This window comes from Marinobacter xiaoshiensis, assembly GCF_031631795.1.
Taxonomy (GTDB): Bacteria; Pseudomonadota; Gammaproteobacteria; order Pseudomonadales; family Oleiphilaceae; genus Marinobacter; species Marinobacter xiaoshiensis.
The window spans coordinates 57,481-80,902 of the sequence record NZ_JAVMBO010000014.1 but is presented as its reverse complement, the minus strand read 5'-3'; the positions used below and the strand labels follow the sequence as shown (position 1 = coordinate 80,902).

Here is a 23,422-nt window from a genome sequence, read left to right as displayed (position 1 = left end):
AGCGTCTCCTGCTAAGGCTCGGTAATCAGTCTTCGTCGTTGTGAAGGTCAATAATGCCGTTGTCGCCAGACATTGCGTCTCCGCCCCCCGAGCGCTGGATGTCATTACGCGCTTCATCAAGGCGGTTGAGGTAGGCCGTATCTATATCGCCGGTTACATAATCCCCGGTAAACACCGAACACTCCCAACCATCAATGCTGTCATTCACGTCACTGACACAGGTCACCAGATCTTCCAGATCCTGATACAACAACCAATCTGCGCCAATCAAATCGCGAATTTCGTCAACCGTTCGGTCGTGGGCAATCAATTCATTGGCCGACGGCATATCTATGCCGTAAACGTTAGGAAAGCGAACCGGGGGCGCGGCAGAGGCAAAATAAACCTTCCTGGCACCCGCATCCCTTGCCATCTGAACAATTTCCTTACAGGTGGTACCCCGAACAATTGAATCGTCCACCAACATGACGTTTTTGCCCTTGAACTCCAACTCAATGGGGTTCAGCTTCTGGCGCACAGATTTCTTGCGCATGGTCTGTCCAGGCATGATGAATGTTCGGCCAATGTAGCGATTCTTTATGAACCCCTCCCGGAACTTCAACCCCAACCTGTGAGCCATCTGCATGGCAGATGTGCGGCTGGTATCGGGAATTGGCATAACCACATCGATATCGTGGTCCGGGCGCTCGCGCTGGACCTTGTCTGCCAGAGTCTCACCCATACGCAGTCGGGCTTTATAGACCGACACGCCATCAATTATGGAGTCTGGTCGTGCAAAGTAGACATGTTCGAAAATACAGGGGAACAGTTTCGGTGCCGCAGCGCATTGCTGCGTATAAAGCGTGCCGTCGGTTTCGATGTAAACGGCTTCGCCGGGAGCGATGTCCCGTACAAGCGTGTAACCAGCCGCGCTGAGAGCAACACTCTCGGATGCGATCATGTATTCCTTACGGCCGGTTTCATCGGTGCGCTCACCATAACAAACCGGGCGTATGCCATTGGGGTCACGGAAACCCACAATGCCGTAACCGGTAATCATGGCGATAACGGCATAGGCTCCGCGGCAACGTTCATGCACGGCCCGCACCGCAGAGAAAATTTCATCTTTTGTCGGATCAAATTTACCCAGCTTTTGCAGTTCGTGTGCAAAAACGTTCAGCAGAACTTCTGAATCCGAGTTGGTGTTGATATGGCGCAGATCTGTACGGAACAGATCCTGGCTCAGTTCGTCGGCATTGGTCAGATTGCCGTTATGAGCCAGAGTAATACCGTAAGGGCTGTTCACATAGAAAGGCTGGGATTCGGCGGAACTGGAACTGCCTGCGGTGGGATAGCGCACATGGCCTATGCCAACATTGCCCACAAGACGGTGCATGTGACGGGTATGGAAAACGTCCCGCACCAAGCCATTGTCTTTACGCAGAAAAAAGCGATCATCCTGGAACGTTACAATACCTGCCGCATCCTGGCCTCGGTGCTGAAGTACAGTCAGCGCATCATAAAGCGACTGATTTACATGGGAACTACTGACGATGCCGACAATGCCACACATGGATAAGATGATCTCCGGGTGTTAGTTCTGAATGTTAGCGGGATGCGGACGTGGGTTCCACGGCCTTTTGAGATTCTGGTGCCAGAAAACGCGCAAACTCGTCACCGAATGTTCGCCGGGACCAGTCTTCAACCACCCCCAATCGATCAATCATGACGGATGTCCTCCACCAGGTATCCTGGGCCAGAGGGGTAAAACGAATGAAGGCTATCGCGACAATCACAACAACAATGCCGCGCAACAGCCCAAACCCCATACCCAGAACACGGTCGGTGGCAGAGAGCCCTGTGGCACGGACAAGATGGCCAATCATATTGTTGATTATAGCGCCGACGATAAGCGTGCCGAAAAAGAGAATGGCAAAGGCTGCAATCAGTCGCACCAGCGGCGTTTCTACGGTGTTCTCGAGCAACGCCTGCATCTGGGGATGGAAGGTTCGGGCAAGTATGAACGCGCCCACCCACGTCACGAGAGACAAGGCTTCCTTGACGAAGCCCCGCTTCAAACTGATGAGAGTGGAAACTGTAATGAGGGCAATGATGACCCAGTCGATCCAGATCAGCGCTTCCATGGAAGTCCCGGTGGAGAAAAGGAAGCGCGAATTCTATCAGGAAACCGCCGTGCGCCAAAACGCCTGATTGACATAAAGCAGATCAAAAGCGTTATTTGTCGCCAGAAGTGACCAAGCTGTTCAATTTAAAAGCTTCATCAAGGGCACGCTTCGCTTCCTCTGCTTTGGATTTTTCAGCAAAAGGCCCACTGAAAACGCGTGTCAGCGTGGTATCACCTCGAACAACTTCCTGAAGATGGGAGCTATAGCCCGCTTTGCGGACGTTATCGCGGAGACGGCGGGCATTATCACTATCCCCAAAGCTACCCAACTGAACAACCCAGGCTCCTTCCAGAGAGCGCGTATACTCTGCACTTTCCTGCTCTGCGCTGGTTTCAGGCGCTTTTGGATCTGGCGCGGTCTGCCGGGTCGTAACAGAAGACGCAACCGGTTTGGGCTGAGACGGTTCTGCCGGTGCAGGTTTGACCACATCCGCGGTGGGCTTTTCTCGTGCATCCGGTACAGGCTGGGCAGCAGATGTATCATCTTCCAGAATTCTGAAGCCTTGATTGCCGGAGCTGGCACTTTCCACGCTATCTTGTTGATACGTGGGGGGCGCTGCCAAATCTGATACCGGTGTTTCAACTTCCGGGAAAGGCGGTTCCTCGGGGATATTAATCGAGGTGGAAGTGCGCTTTGAGTGGGGCTCATCGAAAACCATAGGGACAAAAATAACAGCCAGTGAAATAAGAACCAGCGCCCCAATGATTCTTTGCTTCAGTCCATCCACGTTTCTTGGCTCCTCGCTCATTTTTCCCAGAGTCATACTAACTGCCCGCCATCCATAACTCCAAGCCTTGCGGCAAGCTATGGACAAAGTTTAAGGCTGGCCCCCGACTGCTCATACAAGCAGTGAACGCGCCTCTGCGACCGTAAAAAACGAACCAAAAACAATAATAATGTCATTCGGGCCTGCCGCCACCCGCGCCTCTGCGATAGCACTGGCGACAGAATCGTGTGCGCAAACTCTGCTTAGTTCACAGGGCACAAGCCTGTCTTGCAGGGTTTCCGAACTCAGGCCTCTGGGCACCTTAAGCCCCGCAAGGTGCCAGCAGTCAACAATCGGGGCCATGGCGTGCGCAACACCCTCCACATCCTTATCTGCCAATGCTGCATATACTGCATGCACTTTTTGACTTGCTCCTTTCAGAGCCTGCAACCTTGCTGAAAGCCAACGGGCGGCGTGGGGATTGTGGCCCACATCAACATATAGATCGGGTTCGTACCCAAGACGCTCGAACCTACCCGGCACTGTGACCTTGGCCAGCGCAGCTTCAAGTGACCCGATCGCCATGCCTGGCTCAAGCGTCAGCATTGCAACAGCCGCAGCAGCCACGCCAGGAACAGGCAAAGGCCCAGCCGGCAACCGAATATCCTGCTCCTGAACATGCAGAATGAAGTCCAGGCCAGCGTTACCACCTGCAACCTCCTCAATTGTGTAGTTCTCGCCTACTCGTTTGAGTGCGACTTTCTGTGCAACCGCCTGCTGAATCACTGAGCGCGGCGGGTCGACATCGGCAAGCACTGCTGGTATGCCGGGCCGCAGAATACCGGCCTTCTCGAAACCGATAACCTCCCGGTTGTCTCCAAGAAACGCCACATGGTCAATATCCACAGAAGTAATAATCGCAAGATCCGGATCAATCACATTAACGGCATCGAGGCGCCCTCCGAGGCCCACCTCAAGAATCCAGTCCTGAACACCGGCCTCATTGAGAACAACAAATGCAGCAAGGGTGCCGAATTCAAAGTACGTCAGTGTTACTGAACCGCGGGCCGCCTCTACCTTTTCAAACGCTGAAATCAGAGTCGCATCATCAACGTCCACACCATCAACACGGATACGCTCGTTGTAATTCTGCAGATGCGGTGAGGTATAGGCACCGGTGCGCCGGCCGTGGGCTTGTAACACTGCTTCCAGGGCTGCGACCGTGCTGCCCTTGCCGTTGGTTCCGGCAACACTAATTACACGTGCCCTGGGCTTGCTGCGGAAAAGCCGGCGCAACACCAAAAGCACCCGGTCGAGCCCAAGATCAATTTCGGTGGGGTGGATCGATTCCAGCCAGGACAGCCAGTTATCAAGGGAGGCCCCAGCCCCCGGTGCTTTCGGGGGCTGGGATTTCGGTTTACTCGGCTGGAACATCAGCGTCTGGCTTTTCCGTTATCTCAAATTCGATGGGTTCGTCGGTACCCGGGCGTTCCTGCCCGGTAAACTTCGCCAGTACGTGGGCAATTCGCTCACGCATCTGGTGACGGTGCAGAATCATGTCTATCGCTCCGTGCTCCAGCAGGAATTCACTGCGCTGGAAGCCTTCGGGAAGTTTTTCACGAACCGTCTGTTCAATAACCCGAGGCCCCGCGAAACCAATCAATGCGTTGGGTTCGGCGATATTGAGGTCGCCCAGCATCGCAAGACTGGCAGATACACCACCGAAAACCGGATCCGTCATCACAGAAATATACGGTATGCCTTCCTGCTTCATGCGCTCCAACACAGCTGCTGTTTTGGACATCTGCATCAATGAAAGAATGGCTTCCTGCATCCGGGCCCCACCGCTGGCAGAAAAGCAGACCAGAGGAATCCGATCGGCAAGCGCCACATTGGCTGCCTGAACGAACTTCTCACCCACCACCTGCCCCATAGAACCGCCCATGAAACCAAATTCAAAAGAGCAGGCAACCAGTGGAACACCCAGTGTTTTGCCTTTCATGGCAACGAGGGCGTCTTTCTCACCCGTAGCTTTTTGAGCTTGCACGAGGCGATCTTTGTAGCGCTTGGTGTCCTTGAACTTCAACCGATCCCAAGGCTCAAGGTTTGCACCAATTTCTTCGCGATCTTCCGGGTCCAGAAAAATATCAAGACGGCGACGGGCAGCAACCCTCAGGTGATGATTGCACTTGGGGCAAACATCCAGGTTTTTCTCCAGCTCCGGCTTGTAGAGAAAGGCTCCACATTTGGGACATTTTTTCCAAAGCCCTTCAGGAACACCTGTTCTGCGATTGGATTCCGAGCGAATTTTGCCCGGCATTATCTTGTCCAGCCAGTTACTCATGGTTTCATCCTGTCCTTTGATTCCTGTCTGCCCTCACCTTCCAACTTTCAGGTCAGGAGGCCAGGCTGTCCAGTGCTTCACGCATCGGGTTGAGCAGATCTGTCAGTGCTCGTTTAAGCGCGTCGATATCTGTTTGATTTCTGGCTATTGTATCTACCAATACACTGCCAACAATTACACCATCGGATACCCTTCCTACGGCAGCAGCTGTTTCAGCGTCACGAATACCAAAGCCAACACCAACCGGCAGTGCCGTCAACTCATGGATATGGGCCACTTTAGCGGCGACTTCATCGACGTTTATTTTGGCAGCTCCGGTCACACCATTAAATGAAACATAGTACACATAACCGGAAGAGTGATCGGCAATTGCACGAATTCTCTCATCCGTGGTGGTCGGCGCCAGCAGGAAAATCGGATCCAGCCCACGCTCAGCGAACAAAGGCGCAACCTGGTCCGCTTCTTCCGGGGGTAAATCCACAGTCAGAACGCCATCGACACCCGCCGCGACCGCTGCATCTGCAAAAGCTTCATAGCCCATGGCTTCAATGGGATTGAGGTACCCCATCAGCACCACTGGAGTGGTGTCATTGGTTTTTCTGAACTCGCTCACCATCGCCAACACACGACGCAATGATGTACCGTGTTTTAGCGCGCGCTCGCAGGCCAGCTGAATCACCGGCCCATCGGCCATCGGGTCTGAAAAAGGCACACCCAGCTCGATGATATCGACACCAGCGTCTACCATAGTGTGCATCAACCCCACAGTTTCGTCGGGGTGCGGATCACCAGCGGTAATAAACGGAATAAGTGCCTTACGGCCCTGTCCTTTGAGGGTCTGGAGAACCCCTTCAATTCGGCTCATGCCTGCTCCTGTCGATTAATCAGACCACTATTCACAGTTCAATACCATCCAGCTGTGCGACGGTATGGATGTCTTTGTCGCCGCGACCGGAGACATTAATTACCACCATCTGGTCTTTGTCCATCGTGGCTGCAAGCTTGACCGCGTAGGCGACTGCGTGAGCGGATTCCAGCGCTGGCATGATGCCCTCAACGAGCGTCAGCATACGAAATGCTTCGAGCGCCTCATCATCGGTTACCGACACATAGTTAGCCCGCCCGATATCCTTCAACCAGCTATGCTCTGGCCCTACTCCCGGGTAATCCAGCCCGGCACTGACGGAATGGGTGCTGGCGATCTGCCCGTCATCGTCTTCCATCAGGTAGGTGCGGTTGCCGTGGAGTACTCCAGGGCGACCAGCACACAAAGGCGCAGCATGCTCACCGGTTTCAATGCCATGACCGCCGGCTTCAACGCCATAAAGCTGCACAGATTCATCCGTAAGGAACGGGTAGAACATGCCAATCGCGTTGGAGCCACCACCGACACAGGCAACCAGAGCGTCCGGCAATTTACCCGTTTTTTCAAGAGATTGACGGCGGGTTTCGCGCCCGATAACCGATTGAAAATCGCGTACCAACAACGGGTAAGGATGGGGCCCGGCTACCGTACCGATAATGTAGAAAGTATCGTCCACATTGGTAACCCAATCGCGCATGGCATCGTTCATTGCATCTTTAAGTGTACGACTGCCGCTCTGAACGGCATGCACCTGTGCGCCGAGAAGCTTCATGCGGTATACGTTCAGTGACTGACGTTGAACGTCGTCTGCGCCCATGAACACATGGCATTCCAGGCCCAGTCGGGCGCAAACAGTGGCTGTAGCAACGCCATGTTGCCCGGCACCGGTTTCTGCGATGATCCGCTTTTTACCAAGGAAGCTGGCGAGCAAGGCCTGGCCGATGGTGTTGTTTACCTTGTGAGCGCCTGTGTGATTCAGGTCTTCCCGCTTTAGCCAGATTTGGGCACCACCGGTTTCCCGGGTCAGTCGCTCAGCAAAGTACAAAGGGCTGGGGCGGCCAACATAATCTGCAAGATCTTTATCAAACGTGGCCTGAAACTCAGGATCGTTCTTGAGCCGCAAGTATTCCCGCTCTAGCGTCATCAGGGAATCCATCAGCGTCTCGGAAACGAATCGTCCGCCAAAGGCGCCGAAGTGTCCTCGCGCATCCGGCAATGCCGTCAGCATTTCTTCAGTCAGTTTTACAGACACGGTGAACCTCTCTAATAAACTTGGTGATTTTTTCGACGTCTTTGATGCCTTTGCTCTTCTCTACACCACCACTGACATCAACAGCCCAGGGCCTCACCTTCTTTACGGCGCCAGACACGTTATCAGATGACAACCCACCGGCCAATATGAGGGGTAAAGCACGCTCAGACGGAATCAGGTCCCAATTGAATGAGTGGCCAGTGCCCCCATAGCGATCAGGGTCCCAGGCATCAACCAAAAGCCCGGAGGCGAACTTGTAATCGTCAAATGCCTGTTCGATCTGCCCGGCCCGCTGAACCCTTATAGCCTTGATCCAGCGACGATCAAACTGTTCGCAAAACCCCGCAGTTTCATCGCCATGAAACTGCAACAAATCAAGAGGAATACGCCTCAAAACTTCGTTGACGTAATCTCGCTCTGGATTCACAAACAGCCCGACAACCGACACGAATGCCGGGATGTGATGGGCAAGGGCCTCCGCCTGCTCAATGGTAACGGAACGGGGGCTCGGCTCGTAAAACACGAACCCAATTGCATCAGCTCCTTTGGCGACTGCTGCCTCAATGTCCTCAGCTCGGGTCAGCCCACAAATTTTAACTCGCGTATTCATGGCATCTGCACCGGCTTTTGCTTTGGATGAATGTGCGTTGGCTGAACCGGGGAATTATCCACCACGCTAAACCAGGGCCGGGCAAATCCCGGACCACATTCCGCAGGTGGTATTTCATAACTGTCAGGATACCCCACATCAACCAGATACAAGCCGTGAGGCGGCGCGGTGACTCCGGCCAGGGTCCGATCCTTCGCAGCCAGTATGTCATGAATCCAGGATAAGGACTGCTTTCCGGACCCTACAGCCATTAGAGCCCCCGCAATATTCCGCACCATGTGGTGGAGAAAAGCATTAGCCTGCACATCAATTACGACGAAGTTTGCTTTGCGGGTTACTTTTATCTGTTCAAGAAACCGAATAGGGGTTCGAGATTGGCAACCGGCAGCACGGAAAGAGGAGAAATCATGCTCCCCCACCAGCGACTGGGCTGCTTCGTGCATTCTCTCCGCGTCCAGTTCACGAAACGTCCAGCTCACTTGCCCACGCTGAATTCCGGGGCGTACCGGGCTGTTGTATATAACGTAGCGGTAGCGTCTGTACACGGCGGAAAAGCGCGCGTGGAAGTCCTCACTGGTGTTCCCTGCCCAGTGCACAGCAATATCGAACGGCAATGCCGTATTGATGCCCATAACCCAAGAGCGGAGATTACGAACAGCGTGCGTTTCAAAATGGGCAATTTGATAGCTTGCATGTACCCCGGTATCAGTACGGCCGGCACATACGAGATTTATGGGATGGTCAGCCACCCTGGAAACGGCTTTTGTAAGCTCAGCTTCAACCGATCGAACTCCGGACTTTTGCAACTGCCAGCCATGAAATTTTCGGCCATCGTATTCAAAAGCCAAGGCAACACGCCCGCCACCAATGGCATTGTCCGTTGTGAGTTCCTGAGGGTAGAGAAACAAGTGTGAATCCGAAATGTATGTTGCTGTAAAAACAAAGCGCCGGCTGATTGCCGAGAGATTCCCCGGCGGCCGGCGCTTGCTGCCTCAATAATCCGATTATAACGGATCAGGACAGATTTTTAAGCAAGTCCTGTGCTTCAGCTTTCTGCTCGTCGTTACCCTCAAGAGCAACCTCTTCAAGAATGTCACGGGCTCCGTCACTGTCGCCCATTTCAATGTAAGCCCTTGCCAGATCAAGTTTGGTCGCGGCCTCATCAGTTCCTGCGAGGAAGTCGAAATCATTATCGTCACCAAGATCATCTTCATTAATCTCGGAAAGCGGTGGTTTTACGACACCATCCTGCACCTCTTCGGAAGCAATAGGCAGCTCTTCATCAAGAAGGCTTTCGTCATCTTCCGACTCAAGAGTGTCTTCCAGCCCAAGCTCGTCATCCAGTGACAATTCATCATCAAGAGAGAGCTCATCGTCTTCAAGACTGACGTTATCGCTCTCGACAGCGTCAGAGAACTCTTCCATCAAGGCCAGGTCTTCATCGGACACATCCAGCTCAAGATCATCAAGCGTAGACTCTTCCAGCTCGCCGTCGGCAAGTTCGCCTTCTTCACCGGCGACCTTATCAAGCTCGGCATCCAACTCGTCAAGGAAGCTTTCATCCAATGAATCAAGACCCAAGCCGTCAACCTCAGCTTCCGGTTCTGCTTCATTCTTCGGGGCTGCCTCAGGCGCAACCTTGAAGTCGGATTCGAGGGCATCATCTAGCATCAGATCTGAGGAGTCACCCAGTTCGTCAAGCTCCCCAAGGGTATCCTCGAGAGACTCATCAGAATCATCCAGGTCTATCTCCAGAGAAGAAAAGTCACTCTCCTCCTGAATGCCTGACCCCTCTTCATCGGCTTTAGGCAACTCAAGGCCCGACAAGTCGTATTCGATCAGGGCATCAGAATCCTTCTTTTCTTCGCCTTCTGCTGATTCCTCTTCATCTGCGCTGGCATCCACAGAACTTTCTGTATCTTCCAGCGAATCGAGATCAAAGTCAGCCAGATCGGCGTCAAAATCGCCGAATTCGTTTTCAACCGACTCTTCGCGCGTTGACTCAGCCTTATCAGACAACAGCTCATCAGACAGAGGTGCAGGCGCCTCGAATTCTTCGCCGAAGGAGTCGGAACGAAGCTGGGACTCCAGGTCATCAATGCTCGGCATTGACTCGGCTTCTTCGAGGCGAGCGCTAAGTTCGTTCGCCTGCGCAAGAGCCTCGTCGTCATCCAGTGCCTGAATTTCACCAAACTGCTTCTCGAAAGACTCACGATCCCGGTTGTCGGCATAGACACCAAGAAGTTTCAGGCGCAGGTCTGTGCGGCTTGGTTCTTTGGAGATTGCAGCTTCCAGAACCTGAGCTGCCTGATCGTAGCGGCCGTATGCTACGTAAGTGTCAGCCTCCTCCAGAGCATCACTGGTGACTTCACTCTGAACAGACTCTTCATCATCCAAGGTAAGATCAAAGGTATCTTCCGGACCTTCAGGGTCACTGCTCAACTGCTCGTAAAACGCTTTTTCTCTGTTCGCACTGCGTCGGGCAAGAAGCAGAAGGAGAAGTAGCAACAGAATCAGGCCACCACCAAGGGCAATCTGGTACATCGTGTTGCCAGTAATGGCATCGATAATATTGCCGGGAAAGCCCTTCTCAACAGCGGGCGCAGGTTTTGGCTGGGCTTTGGCCACAGGTGCGTCTGGCGCTGCAGGCTGTTCTGTCATATCTGGCTGCTCACCAGCGACAGGCACTGCATCACTGCTGGTCACATCTGCTTCCAGACCGCTTTCGGCCGCTTCCCCGGTCGGCTCGGGTTCAGCAGTTACGTCGGTAGAATCCGCTTCACCTGCAGACTCTTCCTGATCAACCGCCACCTCCATACCGGCAGGATCAGTTTCAGCTGCTGCCTGCTCTTCACCAAGCTCACCTGTAGGCTCAGCCTCAGTCATGCCTGCGAGTGTTTCGCCCTGCTCAGATACAGCGTCATCTTCGCTAGCAACCGTTTCATCAACAGTTACGTCTGCCGCAGGAGCTGTTTCAGCATCGACTGTAGCAGTGGCAGCGGCTGCACCTTGTTGCATTTCCGCTAGCTGAGTGTTTTTAAGTTCAAGCAAGCGCTGCAGAGTTTGCACCTGGTCTTGAAGATCATCAACGCGGCTATTGAGCTCATCGTTCTCACGGCGCGTGCTTTCAAGCTGCTCCATCACTATGGCTGAACCGCTATCTACACCACCAGACAGCTGTCCATCACCGCCGGCTGAACCACCTTCAGCCTGAGTACGACCGCCTTCATCATCGGCAACCAGCAGTTTAAGTTCGTCGCCACCGGCCTGCACTGCTCCTGCACTGCTCGCAGCGGTTTGCTGGGCAGGTGTGGCATCTACCGTGCGTTTGGGTTGCTGGAATTCCTGATTTTGCCGGGCTACCGCACGGGTTGCCTCGGCACGGCTGCGATTACGGATTTGATCTGCCGTTGGAACACGCAAAACCTGACCGCGCTTGAGCCGGTTAATGTTGTTGCCAATAAACGCGTCAGGATTCAGATCCTGCAGCGCCAGCATTACCTGCTGCATGGACAGGCTGTTATCAGGGCGAACAGCAGATGCGATAGTCCAAAGCGTATCAGCGGGGCCTGTAGGCCCGAAGGTATCTGAACCATATCCGCTGCTTCGCGACTGCTCTACCCTTGTTTGACGTCGAACTGACTCAGCACTGCGATCTGCAGTAGCGGGACGGGATTGTGCAGAAGGTGCTCGCACAGGCTCTGCAATGCCTGAGTCTTCCGCAAAAACCGGAGGGTCTACAAGAACTGCGTATTCACGCATGATCCGGCCATTAGGCCAGGTCAGTTCCAGCAGGAAATTGAGGTACGGCTCTCTCAACGGCTCCCGGGAGGATACATTCACCACCAGACTGCCATCGGGGCTCGTAGTTACATTAAAACGGAGCTTGCCAACAAACTGGCTCCGTTGCAGACCCAATCTCTGATATGCCCTTTCTGGAGCGACGTTCACAAACACATCACCGGGATCAACTCCCCGGCTTTGTGGCAGAACAATTTCCGCGTCCATCGGCTCATTCAGATAGGACTGAAGTTCAATTTCACCCAGCCCCAGGGCTTGAGCGACGCCGGATCCGAGCCCTCCCGCCAACGCCAGTGCAACCGCAAGCTTGCGTACCTTCATGCTTTTTCCTTTCAAGTCTCCGTTATCCGCGACTGTTTTTAAACAGAACCGGACGAGGTAGGGTGACTTCCGTCTGGATAATTCTGGATTAATATGTCGCGTTTTCAACTCTTAGTCCGGCAAGTATTGTTGATAAAACCTCTTTTATCAATCAATCAGCCGCAATCCTTGCACCAATTATTTATCAGTTGCACGGAACTCCCTACTAGCCCTGAAAATAACAGGGGCGGAGCCTGAAATCAGCCTCCGCCCCGTAACCGGTTTTCTGAAACCGGACACAGTTGGCATTTATTGCCTCTGTGTAACAATTCTTAACGTTCCTGAAGGATTCGCAACATGCGGCGCAAGGGCTCAGCGGCACCCCACAACAGTTGATCGCCTACTGTAAACGCAGAAATATACTCCGGCCCCATGGCCAATTTACGAATTCGACCAATGGGTATGCTCAGAGTGCCGGTCACCTTCGCAGGTGTCAGTTCCGTAACGCTTGCATCGCGCTCGTTGGGAATCACTTTAACCCAGTCGTTAGCCTTCGCCAGAATTGACTCAATTTCTGAAACCGACAGATCTTTCTTGAGTTTGATGGTTAGCGCCTGGCTGTGGGAGCGCATGGCTCCAATCCGCACGCAAATGCCATCAATAGGAATCGGGTTATCTGTCCGACCAAGAATTTTATTGGTCTCCACCCCTGCTTTCCACTCTTCCTTGCTCATGCCGTTATCAAGCTGTTTGTCGATAAACGGTATCAGGCTGCCAGCCAGAGGCACCTGAAAATGCTCGGTTGGAAACGCATCTGAACGCATGGCCTCAGTGATCTTGCGATCAATGTCCAGAATTGCTGAGGACGGGCTGGCGAGCTCATCACTCACACTGCGGTTAAGTTCGCCCATCTGGTTGAGCAACTCACGCATGTTCTGGGCGCCAGAGCCAGAAGCAGCCTGGTACGTCATGGGTGAAGCCCACTCAATCAGATCCTGTTCGAGCAGCCCGCCGAGGGCGAGCATCATCAGGCTTACAGTGCAGTTACCGCCAATGTAATCCTTCACACCCAGCTTCAACGCATCATCAATAACGTTGCGGTTCACGGGATCCAGAACAATGACAGAGTGATCCTTCATGCGCAGCGTAGACGCAGCATCAATCCAGTAGCCTTCCCAGCCTGCATCACGCAGTTTCTGATAGACAGCACCGGTGTAGTCGCCACCCTGACAAGTAAGAATCACATCCAGAGTTTTGAGGGTTTCGATATCGAATGCATCCTGCAAGGGCGGCACGCCTTCCTTGCCCACATCCGGCGCTGGCTGACCAGCTTGAGAGGTGGTGAAAAATACCGGATCGATATCAGCAAAATCATTTTCTTCGCGCATGCGCTGCATGAGGACAGAGCCCACCATACCGCGCCAACCTACAAGTCCAACTCGCTTCATGTGCGACCTTTGAACCTCGCTTTATGCCCGCCCTCGGCCTATATCGCTGGCGGGGACAGGATGAATGTTCCCGCAGCAACCGCATCGTGTTGCTGTCGGGGATGGTCGTAATTTACAGGGCGGCCAGTACCGCATCGCCCATTTCACGGGTTGATACCCGGGTACCGCCTTCCGACATTATGTCGGCAGTACGTAGCCCTTGGTCCAGCACCCTGTTCACAGCCGCTTCGATCGCCGCAGCTGCTGCCTCTTCATCAAGGCTGTACCGCAACATCATTGCGGCACTGATAATCGTTGCCAAAGGATTGGCAATGCCTTTACCGGCAATGTCCGGTGCAGAACCGTGGCACGGCTCGTACATGCCCTGCTTTTCAGAGTTCAGCGATGCCGATGGCAACATGCCAATGGAGCCAGTCAGCATGGCTGCTTCATCTGAAAGAATATCACCAAACATGTTGCCAGTCACAATCACATCGAACTGCTTGGGCGCACGAACCAGCTGCATTGCCGCGTTATCCACGTACATATGGGACAACTCGACATCCGGGTATTCGCTTTTCAGTTCGTTCATGATTTCGCGCCACAGCACGGTCACCTCAAGCACGTTGGCTTTGTCTACCGAGCACAGCTTCTTGCCCCGCTGCTGAGCAGCTTCAAATGCCACCCGGCCAATACGGCGAATCTCGGTCTCGGTGTAAGCGTAAGTGTTGTAGCCTTGGCGTTCACCGCTCTCCAACTGACGCACACCACGCGGCTGACCGAAGTAGATACCACCGGTTAGCTCACGAACAATCATGATATCCAGGCCCGAAACAACCTCGGGCTTGAGTGAAGATGCAGAGGCCAGTTGTGGGTAAAGAATAGCCGGCCGCAGATTGGCAAACAGCTTCAGGTTGGAACGCAAACCCAGCAGGCCTTTCTCGGGACGCTTGGCCATGGGCAGCGCATCCCACTTTGGCCCACCAACTGCACCCAACAAAATAGCATCTGCTTTGCGCGCCTTCTCCAGGGTCTCATCCGGTAACGGATTATCTTCTTCGTCCAGAGCAGCCCCACCAACGAGGCCTGTCTCAAACGTAAGTTTCAGGTCAAACTTTTCATTGATGGCACGCAGGATCTTTTCTGCTTCGGTAATAATTTCCGGGCCTATGCCGTCACCCGGCAGAAGAAGTACTGTTCTGGACATCATGTGCTTCCATATCGTGATAAGCCGGCCCCGACCAGGCCGGCACATTAAATGTTGCCGGGTATGGAATTTGCGCCCGGACTGTTACGTTTTTCAGCTCTTCAGAAAAATACCTGAAGCCCAGTTTACTGGCTTGCGCCAAACAACCAGGGCGCCGTTTTGCGACGTTGATCTTCATAGGACTTGATCAGCTCTGCATCTTCCAGAGTCACGCCGATATCATCCAGCCCATTCAACAGGCAATGACGACGGAAATCATCAACATCAAAACTGAAAGATTCACCAGACGGCGTGATCACGGTTTTGGCCTCCAGATCCACAGTCAGTTGATAGCCTTCCAGAACCTCAGCCTCATCAAACAACTTATCTACCAATTTTTCTTCAAGAACAATGGGCAACAGACCATTCTTAAAGCAGTTGTTGTAGAAAATATCTGCGAAACTTGGAGCGATAATAACCCGAAAGCCATAATCATCAAGCGCCCAGGGGGCGTGCTCACGGCTCGATCCGCAACCGAAGTTACTGCGAGCCAACAACACACTTGCGCCCTTGTAACGGGGCTGGTTTAGCACAAAATCCGGATTTAGCGGACGCTGGGAGCTGTCCTGATCCGGTTTGCCTTCATCCAGATAGCGCAACTCATCAAACAGGTTAGGGCCAAAGCCCGTGCGCTTGATGGATTTCAGAAACTGCTTGGGAATAATCATGTCCGTATCCACATTGGAACGGTCCATGGGGGCCACAAGGCCCTGGTGTTGCGTAAATGCGCGCATGGTTCAGTTCTCTCCTGTGGCTCAGTTCAGCAGTTCGCGAACATCAACAAAATGACCAGCAATAGCAGCGGCTGCTGCCATCGCAGGGCTTACCAAATGGGTACGCCCGCCAAAGCCCTGCCGGCCTTCAAAGTTACGGTTGGATGTGGACGCACAGTGCTCGCCCTGTCCCAATTTGTCAGCGTTCATGGCCAGACACATGGAACAGCCCGGGTCGCGCCATTCAAGGCCAGCTTCCAGGAAAATACGATCCAGCCCTTCCTCTTCCGCCTGGGCTTTTACCAGACCGGAACCCGGCACCACCATCGCCTGCTTGAGACTATCAGCAACCTTACGCCCTTTAACGACCACAGCAGCCTCTCGCAGGTCTTCAATACGGCTGTTGGTGCAGGAACCAATAAACACCCTGTCGAGCTTGATATCGGTAATCGCCTGATTAGCCTGCAAACCCATGTATTTCAGGGCCCGCTCAATGCCTTCGCGCTTGATAGGATCTTCTTCTTTGGCTGGGTCCGGCACATTACCGGTAACATCTGCGACCATCTCTGGCGAGGTACCCCAGCTTACTTGAGGCTTGATCTCTGAACCGTCCAGCTCAACCACCTTGTCAAAGACCGCGTCCAGATCGCTGTGCAGCGTGCGCCAGTATTTTACGGCGGCGTCCCAGTTTTCTCCCGTGGGCGAAAAAGGACGACCTTTTACATAGTCGATCGTGGTGCCATCTACGGCAACCATGCCAACCCGGGCACCGGCTTCAATGGCCATATTGCACACGGTCATTCGACCTTCCATGCTCATGTTCTGCAGCACCTCACCACCAAATTCGATGGCGTGGCCGGTACCACCGGCGGTGCCGATTTTACCAATAATCGCCAGCACCACATCTTTGGCGGTAACACCTTTCCCCAGCTTGCCGTCTACCTTCACCAGCATATTCTTCATCTTCTGCTGAACCAGGCACTGGGTAGCCAGCACGTGCTCAACTTCGGATGTTCCTATGCCGTGGGCAAGACACCCAAACGCACCGTGGGTAGAGGTATGGGAATCCCCACACACAATGGTCATGCCCGGCAAAGTGGCGCCTTGTTCGGGCCCAATCACATGCACGATACCCTGGCGCTTATCCATGATCTTGAATTCAAGAATGCCGAACTCATCGCAGTTCTTGCCCAAGGTTTCCACCTGAATACGCGAAACCGGATCGACAATACCTTCAATGCCCTTCGCACGATCCGTAGTCGGAACGTTGTGGTCAGGGGTAGCCAGGTTTGCGTCGATACGCCAAGGCTTGCGATTGGCCAAGCGCAGCCCTTCAAACGCCTGGGGTGACGTTACCTCGTGCAACAACTGCCGATCTATGTAGATCAACGCGGAACCATCTTCCCGCTGCTTGACCAAATGGTCGTCCCACAATTTGTCGTATAAAGTCTTACCCGCCATGATTCTCTCTCACTGTCTGGAGGTACTGTTTCTAGTGCTATACCTGGATACTTATGTCCAACCTTGAAGTAATCATACCGCCCACCTTCGGATAACCGCAATTCATGTTTGGCATTCATCGCATTCCATTTGGCTATAATGTAATCTTTACCGAAAAACACCGGTGGAGCACCAACCGTGGATTCAAATGCACTCAAAGCCTTCCTCACCATCGTCGACCAAGGCTCATTTTCGGAGGCAGCTGAGCAACTTCACCTCACGCAGCCAGCCATCAGCAAACGCCTTGCTGCCTTGGAAAACCAACTAGGCACAACTCTGATCGACCGCACCCACAGGCAAATCCGCCTGACTGATACCGGGAGCAGGCTTCTACCCCATGCGCGAAAAATTCTCGACGAAATTCACAATGCCCGCGTTGCCTTATCACCCGACTCAGAATTACTTGAGGGCGAACTACAAATTATTGCCAGCCACCATATAGGCTTACACCACCTGCCCAAGTGGTTGAGACGTTTCAAGCGTGAATACCCGCAGGTAACCATAAACCTGCAGTTTATGGAATCCGATGCTGCATACGAACAAATGCGTAAGCGCAACGCCGAGTTGGCCTTTGTCACTCTGAGTGACAGCATGCTGCCAAATTTCAACGTATTCGCCCAATGGCCAGATCCCATGGCGTTCGTTGCAGGCGCCGACCACCCCCTGGCAACAGTCAAAAAGCCAACCCTCGCCGACCTGGCACCACACCCAGCCTTGCTTCCAGATACATCCACCTCAACGTATCGAGCAGTGAGCCGGTTGTTTCTCGAAAAAAGCCTGCCTTTACACCCCCAAATGCCTACAAACTACCTGGAAACACTGAAAATGATGACCAGCGTCGGCTTAGGCTGGAGCGTATTACCACTGCGCATGGTTGACGAAAGTTTGAAAGTGCTCGAGGTAAAGCAGCCGGTTTCACGGGTTCTTGGAGGAATCGGACTAACCGACAGGCATCCGGGTAACGCGGCCAAAGCACTACTTTCCATTGTTCAACAGGAGGAAGATCACCCGGAATAAGGCTCCGGCGGAGCACTCAGCCCCCGCGCCGTTATAACAATGGCGATTGCCATGGCGACAGCGCCACCCCAAAATGCGACGGACGTGCTGAACCCTTCTACCAGAAAGCCTGATAGCCAGGCCCCCAGCGCCCCACCCGCCCCGAACGTTAGCCCGCTGTATAGCGCCTGGCCCTGCCCATGATGATGCTTGCCGAAAAATCCCTGAACATACTGCACCGAAACCGCATGAAGCGCGCCGTACGAAGCCGCATGTAATAGTTGAGCAAACAGCAGCACCGGGAGAAAATCCGTTAGCTCGGCAATTAATACCCAACGAATCATCGTAAGCACCAAAGAACCAATCACAATCTGCCGCACTGTGAAATGCCGGGTTAACTGGTGCATTACCAAAAACAATCCAATCTCCGAAATAACCCCAAGCGACCAAAGCAGCCCTATCGCAAGATTCCCGTACCCGTGTTGCTCCAGATGAATACTGAAAAACGTGTAATAGGCGCCGTGGGAAACCTGCAGAAGAAAGTTCATCAGAAAAAAGGCAACCACCGCCGGATGCGTCACAATCGCCCGCAGACTGCCCTTTGGCGCGGGAGGCTTCCGCTCCCCCTGTTCTGCCGGCAAAAGAAACACCGACACCACAATTCCGATAAACACCGGCACAAGCAGCCAGGGTAACCATTGAATCGACACCCACCCCAGAATCAGACCGACTCCGGCGACAGCACCAATAAAGCCAATCGAGCCCCAGAGTCGCACCTTGCCATACTTGTCCCGATGCTCTCCAAGTGATCTAAGCGTAATCACCTCATACAGCGGAAGAATAGCGTTCCAGAAAAACGTAAACGCCAGCATCACCAGCAGCAGCCCGTAAAACCCTGGTTCCAGGAACACACCGGCAAAAAACAACGAACCGGTAATAGCTCCAAGACGAACAAGCCGAACCCTCTGGCCAGCCCTATCCCCCAGATGCCCCCAAAGGCTTGGTGCTACGATCTTTGTGAGCTGAATGGTCGCCATCAAGGTGGCAATTTGAAGATAGGAAAAGCCCTGCTCCTGAAGGTACAAAGACCAATAGGGCAAAAGCCCGCCCAAGAGGGCGAAAAACCAGAAGTAGAGATTAGAAAGGCGCCAGTAGATTTCTGTATCTCCCAGAAACACGGGTAAAACGCCGAACTACGGTGATTCAGTCAGGTGAAGCTATTCAAAAATCTGGAGCGCCAAGGACGGCGCGACGAAGCCCTACATGGATGTATTTACGGGCGTTTTTTGAATAGTTTCACCTGGCTGGATCGGCACTCAAGTTAGCAGGCTTAAAGCTGCCCAATAACCGGCGTTTCAACAGCAACATCAGCATTCTGACCACGATGACGCAAGTAATGATCCATTAATACAATGGCCATCATCGCCTCCGCAATCGGCGTAGCGCGAATACCCACACAAGGATCGTGCCGCCCAGTAGTAATAACCTCCACCGGATTGCCATGCACATCAATACTGCGGCCCGGCAAACGCAAACTCGATGTGGGCTTCAGCGCAATGCTCGCCAAAATCGGCTGCCCGGAAGAAATACCCCCCAGTACACCGCCAGCATGGTTCGACAAAAAGCCCTCAGGCGTCATCTCATCACGGTGCTCTGTACCCTTTTGAGCGATACACCCAAAGCCCGCGCCGATCTCCACACCCTTTACCGCATTGATACTCATCAGCGCATGGGCCAAATCCGCATCCAAACGATCAAAAATCGGCTCACCCAGCCCCGGGGGCACACCCTCGGCCACAACATTAATTCGCGCGCCAATGGAATCCCCTTCCTTACGAAGGGCATCCATATAAGCCTCCATCTCCGGCACCTTATCGACATCGGGACAAAAAAACGGGTTCTGATGAACCTGATCCCAATCAAGCTTCTCCGCACGAACCGGCCCAAGCTCAGACAAGTACCCGCGAATTCGGATGCCCAACCGCTCCTGCAAAAACTTCCGGGCCACAGCACCAGCTGCAACTCGCATCGCGGTTTCACGGGCTGAAGAACGGCCACCACCACGATAATCCCGAATGCCGTATTTGTGAGCATAGGTGTAATCAGCGTGTGCCGGGCGGAACTGCTCAGAGATCTTGGAGTAGTCTTTCGAGCGCTGATCGGTATTCTCAATAATCAGCCCAATGGGTGTACCCGTGGTTTTACCCTCAAACACGCCAGACAGAATACGAACCTCATCAGCCTCACGGCGCTGGGTTGTATGTCGGGAAGTACCGGGCTTACGCCGATCCAGATCTGCCTGCATATCAGCTTCCGACAGTTCCAGCCCAGGAGGGCAACCATCGATAATACAACCCAGTGCGGCCCCATGGCTTTCACCGAAGGTAGTAACGGTAAAGAGTTTTCCGAAAGTATTTCCTGACATAATTCAATATCTTGTAAGGGTATTTGAATAATATGGTTTAATGTTTGCTTTGCCACTGACGAAGGTCTTGCTCAGTAATGGCAAAAACACCATCGCCGCCATTGCCGAATTCCAACCAGGTAAACGGGAGTTCCGGATAAGCCTCATCCAGAGCCACCCAGCTATTCCCCACTTCGACGATCAGCAAACCGCCGGGCGTAAGATGCTCTGCTGCTCCGGCGATAATCCGGTGCGCAATATCCAGCCCATCATCACCGGCAGCCAGCCCCAATACGGGCTCATGGTGAAATTCATCGGGCATGTCGCCCATATCTTCTGCATCAACATAAGGCGGGTTGCTCACAATAATATCGTACCGCCCTCTTATATTTGCGAACACATCCGACTGTACAGTGCGCACTCTGCCTTCAAGTTCATGAAACTCTATATTGGATTCGGCAACTGCCAAAGCATCTGGCGATATATCAGACAAATCTACATCAGCGTCTTCGAATACTGTTGCTGCACCTATGCCAATACAACCGCTGCCAGTACAAAGATCAAGAATCCGCTCAACAGGTTTGTCTCCTAACCAGGGCTGGAACCCGTTTTCAATCAACTCCCCAATGGGAGAGCGCGGAACCAACACACGCTCATCCACATGAAATGGCATCCCCATAAACCAGGCTTCGCCCAGAAGGTAAGCCAGGGGAACCCGATCATCAATGCGGCGCCGAATACGTTCAAGCACAAGCTGGCGCTCATCCCGGGTCAGCCGCGCATCCAGAAACAGCGTGTTGTTTTCCAGCGGAAGGTAAAGGCTGCGCATTACCAGTTGCACGGCTTCATCCCACACATTGTCTGTGCCATGGCCGAAAAACACCGGCGCTGCAGCGAATTGCGATGAGGCGTAGCGAAGGTAATCGCGAACGGTGTGGAGGTCTTCAATCGGGCTGGTCACAAACGCTGTTTCCTGTCAGGTCAGATTCAGCGCGGATTATACGCTGTTTAAATGCTCTACTGCAGCCATGGTATTGCCCTGGCCTCATTGGCTCAAACTGATAGCGGCCCAGAACTGTTCCGGTTTTCCTCAAATCGGTCCAAAGCGGCAGCCATGCATTCGCGCCCAAGCTGAATCAACTCAGGCGCTTTATGAAAGTCGTATGTCCGGCAGGCATTTTTGGGAACATTCACTAATAAATCAGGCGGATAACCCGCAAGCTTGTACTGCACCAAAGCACTTTGCATGGTTTCGATCGTCAGGTTCATCACATCAAACTTGCCGATACCCAGCTTGTCCCAGTTGATCGTTTCATGCTCTTCCTGGTACTTTTTTTCGTTCTTCTTGCTGCGTTCTTTTTCAACTTGCTTGTGAATTTTTTCTTCCGGGCTTTCATCTTCGCCTGCGCTCGCCCTCCCAACACCGAGGGATCTTAGCGAGTTCCAGTCAAGCCAACGGGAGGCCTTATCTCGGAACGTATCCATCAGCGCATCCGGGCCGTCATCCTCGGATTCACTTTGGTACCCGCTAAAAGCAGCATCGGGAATACGCTGGCGCCGGTCATTTTCCCCACTGAGATTCACGGCCACAACCAGATCTGCATGGGCAGAAATAGTCGGCATGATGGGTAGCGGATTAAGCAACGCACCATCAACCAATACACGGCCGTCAAGAACCAGAGGGGTAACTACACTAGGAATGGCAACGGACGCCCGGATTGCCCTGTCCAACGGCCCCTCCTGAAACCAGATTTCCTTATGTGCCAGCAAATCAGTGGCGACAGCCGTATAGTGCAGCGGCAGGTTTTCGATACGGGTGTCGCCCAGCATTTCGCGGACAATTGAAAAAATCTTTTCACCCCGAATCGCACCAACAGCATTGAAGGTCAAATCGAGCAACTTGAGCACATCAAACTGGCCCAGCCCGGTTACCCAGTCTTTATAGTCCTGCATCTTGCCGGCAGCGTACATTCCGCCTACAAGGGCACCCATAGAACAGCCGGAGATTGCCACAATGTTGTAGCCGCGCTCTGCCAGAATTTCGATAGCACCAATATGGGCATAACCGCGGGCACCACCACTACCAAGCGTGAGAGCAACCGTTTGGCGTTTGCGCTCCGGGACTTTGTTTTCTGAGTTTTCAGGAACCTTGGCTACAGGGTTATCCGGCACGTTACTACCTCATTCCATTTAGCGCGTTATAACCATTACTTCAACCCGATCACCCTGACGTGCCGGATCTGTCACCACTACGGACGGCCCAACAATAACCAACTCCTGCTGCTGCCTCGATACTCCGGTTTTAGCCAGAACTTCGGAAAGGGACTCAACCGCTCTGCGAGCGCGCTCCATGGAAGCACTGAACGATTCCCCATCTCCTAGCGCGGAGTAACCTACAAGTACCACTTTGGCGCCCTCAGCGCGTGCAAGCTCACTGACCTTGCGGCGATCCGTAGCCTGCCAGTCAAAGCGGTAGGTAACGCCACCCTGCCAGGGTACTACCACTGGCCCTTCAACCCTGCTGGTAGCCGACCCAAGCCCAGGGACAACGGCCCCAGTGGCAACCTTCAGGTGTTCAACCCATACATATTCCCTGAGGTTGCCCCGGGTAACCGTGTAAACAGAGGTCAACCAGCGGGTGCCATCGTCGGCCACCACACCTGCCACCAAGTAATCCTGAGTGCCATCACGGCCATAAAGAACCGGCTGATTGAAAATCTGGTTTGCCCACACATTACTGCGGCCACAACGGATGCCAGAACACTCGAACAGGATCTGTGCACCGCGCTGGTTGAGCTGGCCAAGATAGTGTTCCAGTGCTTCCCGGCGATTTGCGTCCCGGGAAATTTGGTAAAGGCGTCCTTCCCCGGAAACCGGCAATCGGGCCATGGTTTCGGAGCGAATCTCGTTGTTAACTTCGCGCACAGGGCTGAACAGCACAAGATGACCGCTAGACTCGATACGGGTAGTCACTTCCAGTGCTGACTGGGCAAAGGGCTGCGGCGCGGTCTCAGGGGTCGCAGCAGTGGCGAAGCTGGAGCCTGCCGAAAGCAAAGCAGAAACCAACAAGCTAAATACAAGATTCTTTGGCAA

Annotated in this window: 20 protein-coding genes; 1 reads left to right on the top strand and 19 read right to left on the bottom strand. The window is 53.5% G+C overall.

Annotated features, from left to right (window positions below; genetic code table 11):
- Nucleotides 1-25: 25 nt before the first annotated feature.
- From purF to leuC, 14 genes are all read right to left on the bottom strand, one after another.
- On the bottom strand, nt 26-1,552 hold the full coding sequence (gene purF / locus RKA07_RS10225; RefSeq protein WP_200369516.1) for an amidophosphoribosyltransferase: 1,527 nt from the start codon (nt 1,550-1,552) through the stop codon (nt 26-28).
- A 34-nt stretch (nt 1,553-1,586) separates the two neighbouring features.
- On the bottom strand, nt 1,587-2,123 hold the full coding sequence (locus RKA07_RS10220) for a CvpA family protein (RefSeq protein ID WP_310966273.1): 537 nt from the start codon (nt 2,121-2,123) through the stop codon (nt 1,587-1,589).
- Nucleotides 2,124-2,214: 91 nt separating this feature from the next.
- Complete coding sequence (locus tag RKA07_RS10215) at nt 2,215-2,892, bottom strand: SPOR domain-containing protein (RefSeq protein ID WP_310966310.1); 678 nt, start codon at nt 2,890-2,892, stop codon at nt 2,215-2,217.
- A 111-nt stretch (nt 2,893-3,003) separates the two neighbouring features.
- Complete coding sequence (locus RKA07_RS10210; RefSeq protein ID WP_310966272.1) at nt 3,004-4,305, bottom strand: bifunctional folylpolyglutamate synthase/dihydrofolate synthase; 1,302 nt, start codon at nt 4,303-4,305, stop codon at nt 3,004-3,006.
- On the bottom strand, nt 4,289-5,215 hold the full coding sequence (gene accD / locus RKA07_RS10205) for an acetyl-CoA carboxylase, carboxyltransferase subunit beta (protein WP_310966270.1): 927 nt from the start codon (nt 5,213-5,215) through the stop codon (nt 4,289-4,291). Before accD ends, RKA07_RS10210 begins: the two co-directional genes overlap by 17 nt.
- A gap of 52 nt (nt 5,216-5,267) precedes the next feature.
- Complete coding sequence (trpA, locus tag RKA07_RS10200; protein WP_200200773.1) at nt 5,268-6,080, bottom strand: tryptophan synthase subunit alpha; 813 nt, start codon at nt 6,078-6,080, stop codon at nt 5,268-5,270.
- 31 nt (nt 6,081-6,111) lie between these two features.
- Nucleotides 6,112-7,308, bottom strand: a complete 1,197-nt coding sequence (trpB, locus tag RKA07_RS10195) for a tryptophan synthase subunit beta (RefSeq protein ID WP_200201278.1) — start codon at nt 7,306-7,308, stop codon at nt 6,112-6,114.
- Between the two features lie 4 nt (nt 7,309-7,312).
- Complete coding sequence (locus RKA07_RS10190; RefSeq protein ID WP_310966269.1) at nt 7,313-7,942, bottom strand: phosphoribosylanthranilate isomerase; 630 nt, start codon at nt 7,940-7,942, stop codon at nt 7,313-7,315.
- The gene (gene truA, locus RKA07_RS10185) at nt 7,939-8,850 is read right to left on the bottom strand and encodes a tRNA pseudouridine(38-40) synthase TruA (RefSeq protein ID WP_310966268.1); all 912 of its coding nucleotides are present in this window, start codon (nt 8,848-8,850) and stop codon (nt 7,939-7,941) included. The genes RKA07_RS10190 and truA overlap by 4 nt, the downstream gene beginning before the upstream one ends.
- 106 nt (nt 8,851-8,956) lie before the next feature.
- A complete protein-coding gene (locus RKA07_RS10180; protein ID WP_310966267.1) occupies nt 8,957-12,064 on the bottom strand; it encodes a FimV/HubP family polar landmark protein in 3,108 nt (1,035 codons plus the stop codon).
- A gap of 311 nt (nt 12,065-12,375) precedes the next feature.
- Nucleotides 12,376-13,491 carry an aspartate-semialdehyde dehydrogenase gene (gene asd / locus RKA07_RS10175; protein ID WP_200369511.1) on the bottom strand — a complete coding sequence of 372 codons (1,116 nt, stop codon included), beginning with the start codon at nt 13,489-13,491 and terminating at the stop codon, nt 12,376-12,378.
- A 112-nt stretch (nt 13,492-13,603) separates the two neighbouring features.
- Nucleotides 13,604-14,677, bottom strand: a complete 1,074-nt coding sequence (gene leuB / locus RKA07_RS10170; protein WP_200200778.1) for a 3-isopropylmalate dehydrogenase — start codon at nt 14,675-14,677, stop codon at nt 13,604-13,606.
- A 125-nt stretch (nt 14,678-14,802) separates the two neighbouring features.
- Nucleotides 14,803-15,450, bottom strand: a complete 648-nt coding sequence (gene leuD / locus RKA07_RS10165) for a 3-isopropylmalate dehydratase small subunit (RefSeq protein WP_310966266.1) — start codon at nt 15,448-15,450, stop codon at nt 14,803-14,805.
- Between the two features lie 21 nt (nt 15,451-15,471).
- Complete coding sequence (gene leuC, locus RKA07_RS10160) at nt 15,472-16,890, bottom strand: 3-isopropylmalate dehydratase large subunit (protein ID WP_200369510.1); 1,419 nt, start codon at nt 16,888-16,890, stop codon at nt 15,472-15,474.
- 177 nt (nt 16,891-17,067) lie between these two features.
- On the opposite strand from leuC, the gene RKA07_RS10155 reads away from it, so the two are divergent.
- A complete protein-coding gene (locus RKA07_RS10155; protein ID WP_200200781.1) occupies nt 17,068-17,946 on the top strand; it encodes a LysR family transcriptional regulator in 879 nt (292 codons plus the stop codon).
- On the opposite strand, the gene RKA07_RS10150 is transcribed toward RKA07_RS10155, so the two are convergent.
- From RKA07_RS10150 to RKA07_RS10130, 5 genes are all read right to left on the bottom strand, one after another.
- On the bottom strand, nt 17,934-19,103 hold the full coding sequence (locus RKA07_RS10150; RefSeq protein WP_310966265.1) for an MFS transporter: 1,170 nt from the start codon (nt 19,101-19,103) through the stop codon (nt 17,934-17,936). The two genes, RKA07_RS10155 and RKA07_RS10150, sit on opposite strands and share 13 nt — an antisense overlap.
- 152 nt (nt 19,104-19,255) lie before the next feature.
- The gene (gene aroC / locus RKA07_RS10145; protein WP_200369509.1) at nt 19,256-20,350 is read right to left on the bottom strand and encodes a chorismate synthase; all 1,095 of its coding nucleotides are present in this window, start codon (nt 20,348-20,350) and stop codon (nt 19,256-19,258) included.
- Nucleotides 20,351-20,387: 37 nt separating this feature from the next.
- Nucleotides 20,388-21,290, bottom strand: a complete 903-nt coding sequence (gene prmB / locus RKA07_RS10140; protein ID WP_310966264.1) for a 50S ribosomal protein L3 N(5)-glutamine methyltransferase — start codon at nt 21,288-21,290, stop codon at nt 20,388-20,390.
- Nucleotides 21,291-21,382: 92 nt separating this feature from the next.
- Nucleotides 21,383-22,501, bottom strand: coding sequence for a patatin-like phospholipase family protein (locus RKA07_RS10135; protein ID WP_200369508.1), 1,119 nt, complete (start codon nt 22,499-22,501; stop codon nt 21,383-21,385).
- Nucleotides 22,502-22,519: 18 nt separating this feature from the next.
- Nucleotides 22,520-23,422, bottom strand: coding sequence for a DUF4892 domain-containing protein (locus RKA07_RS10130; protein WP_227714609.1), 903 nt, complete (start codon nt 23,420-23,422; stop codon nt 22,520-22,522).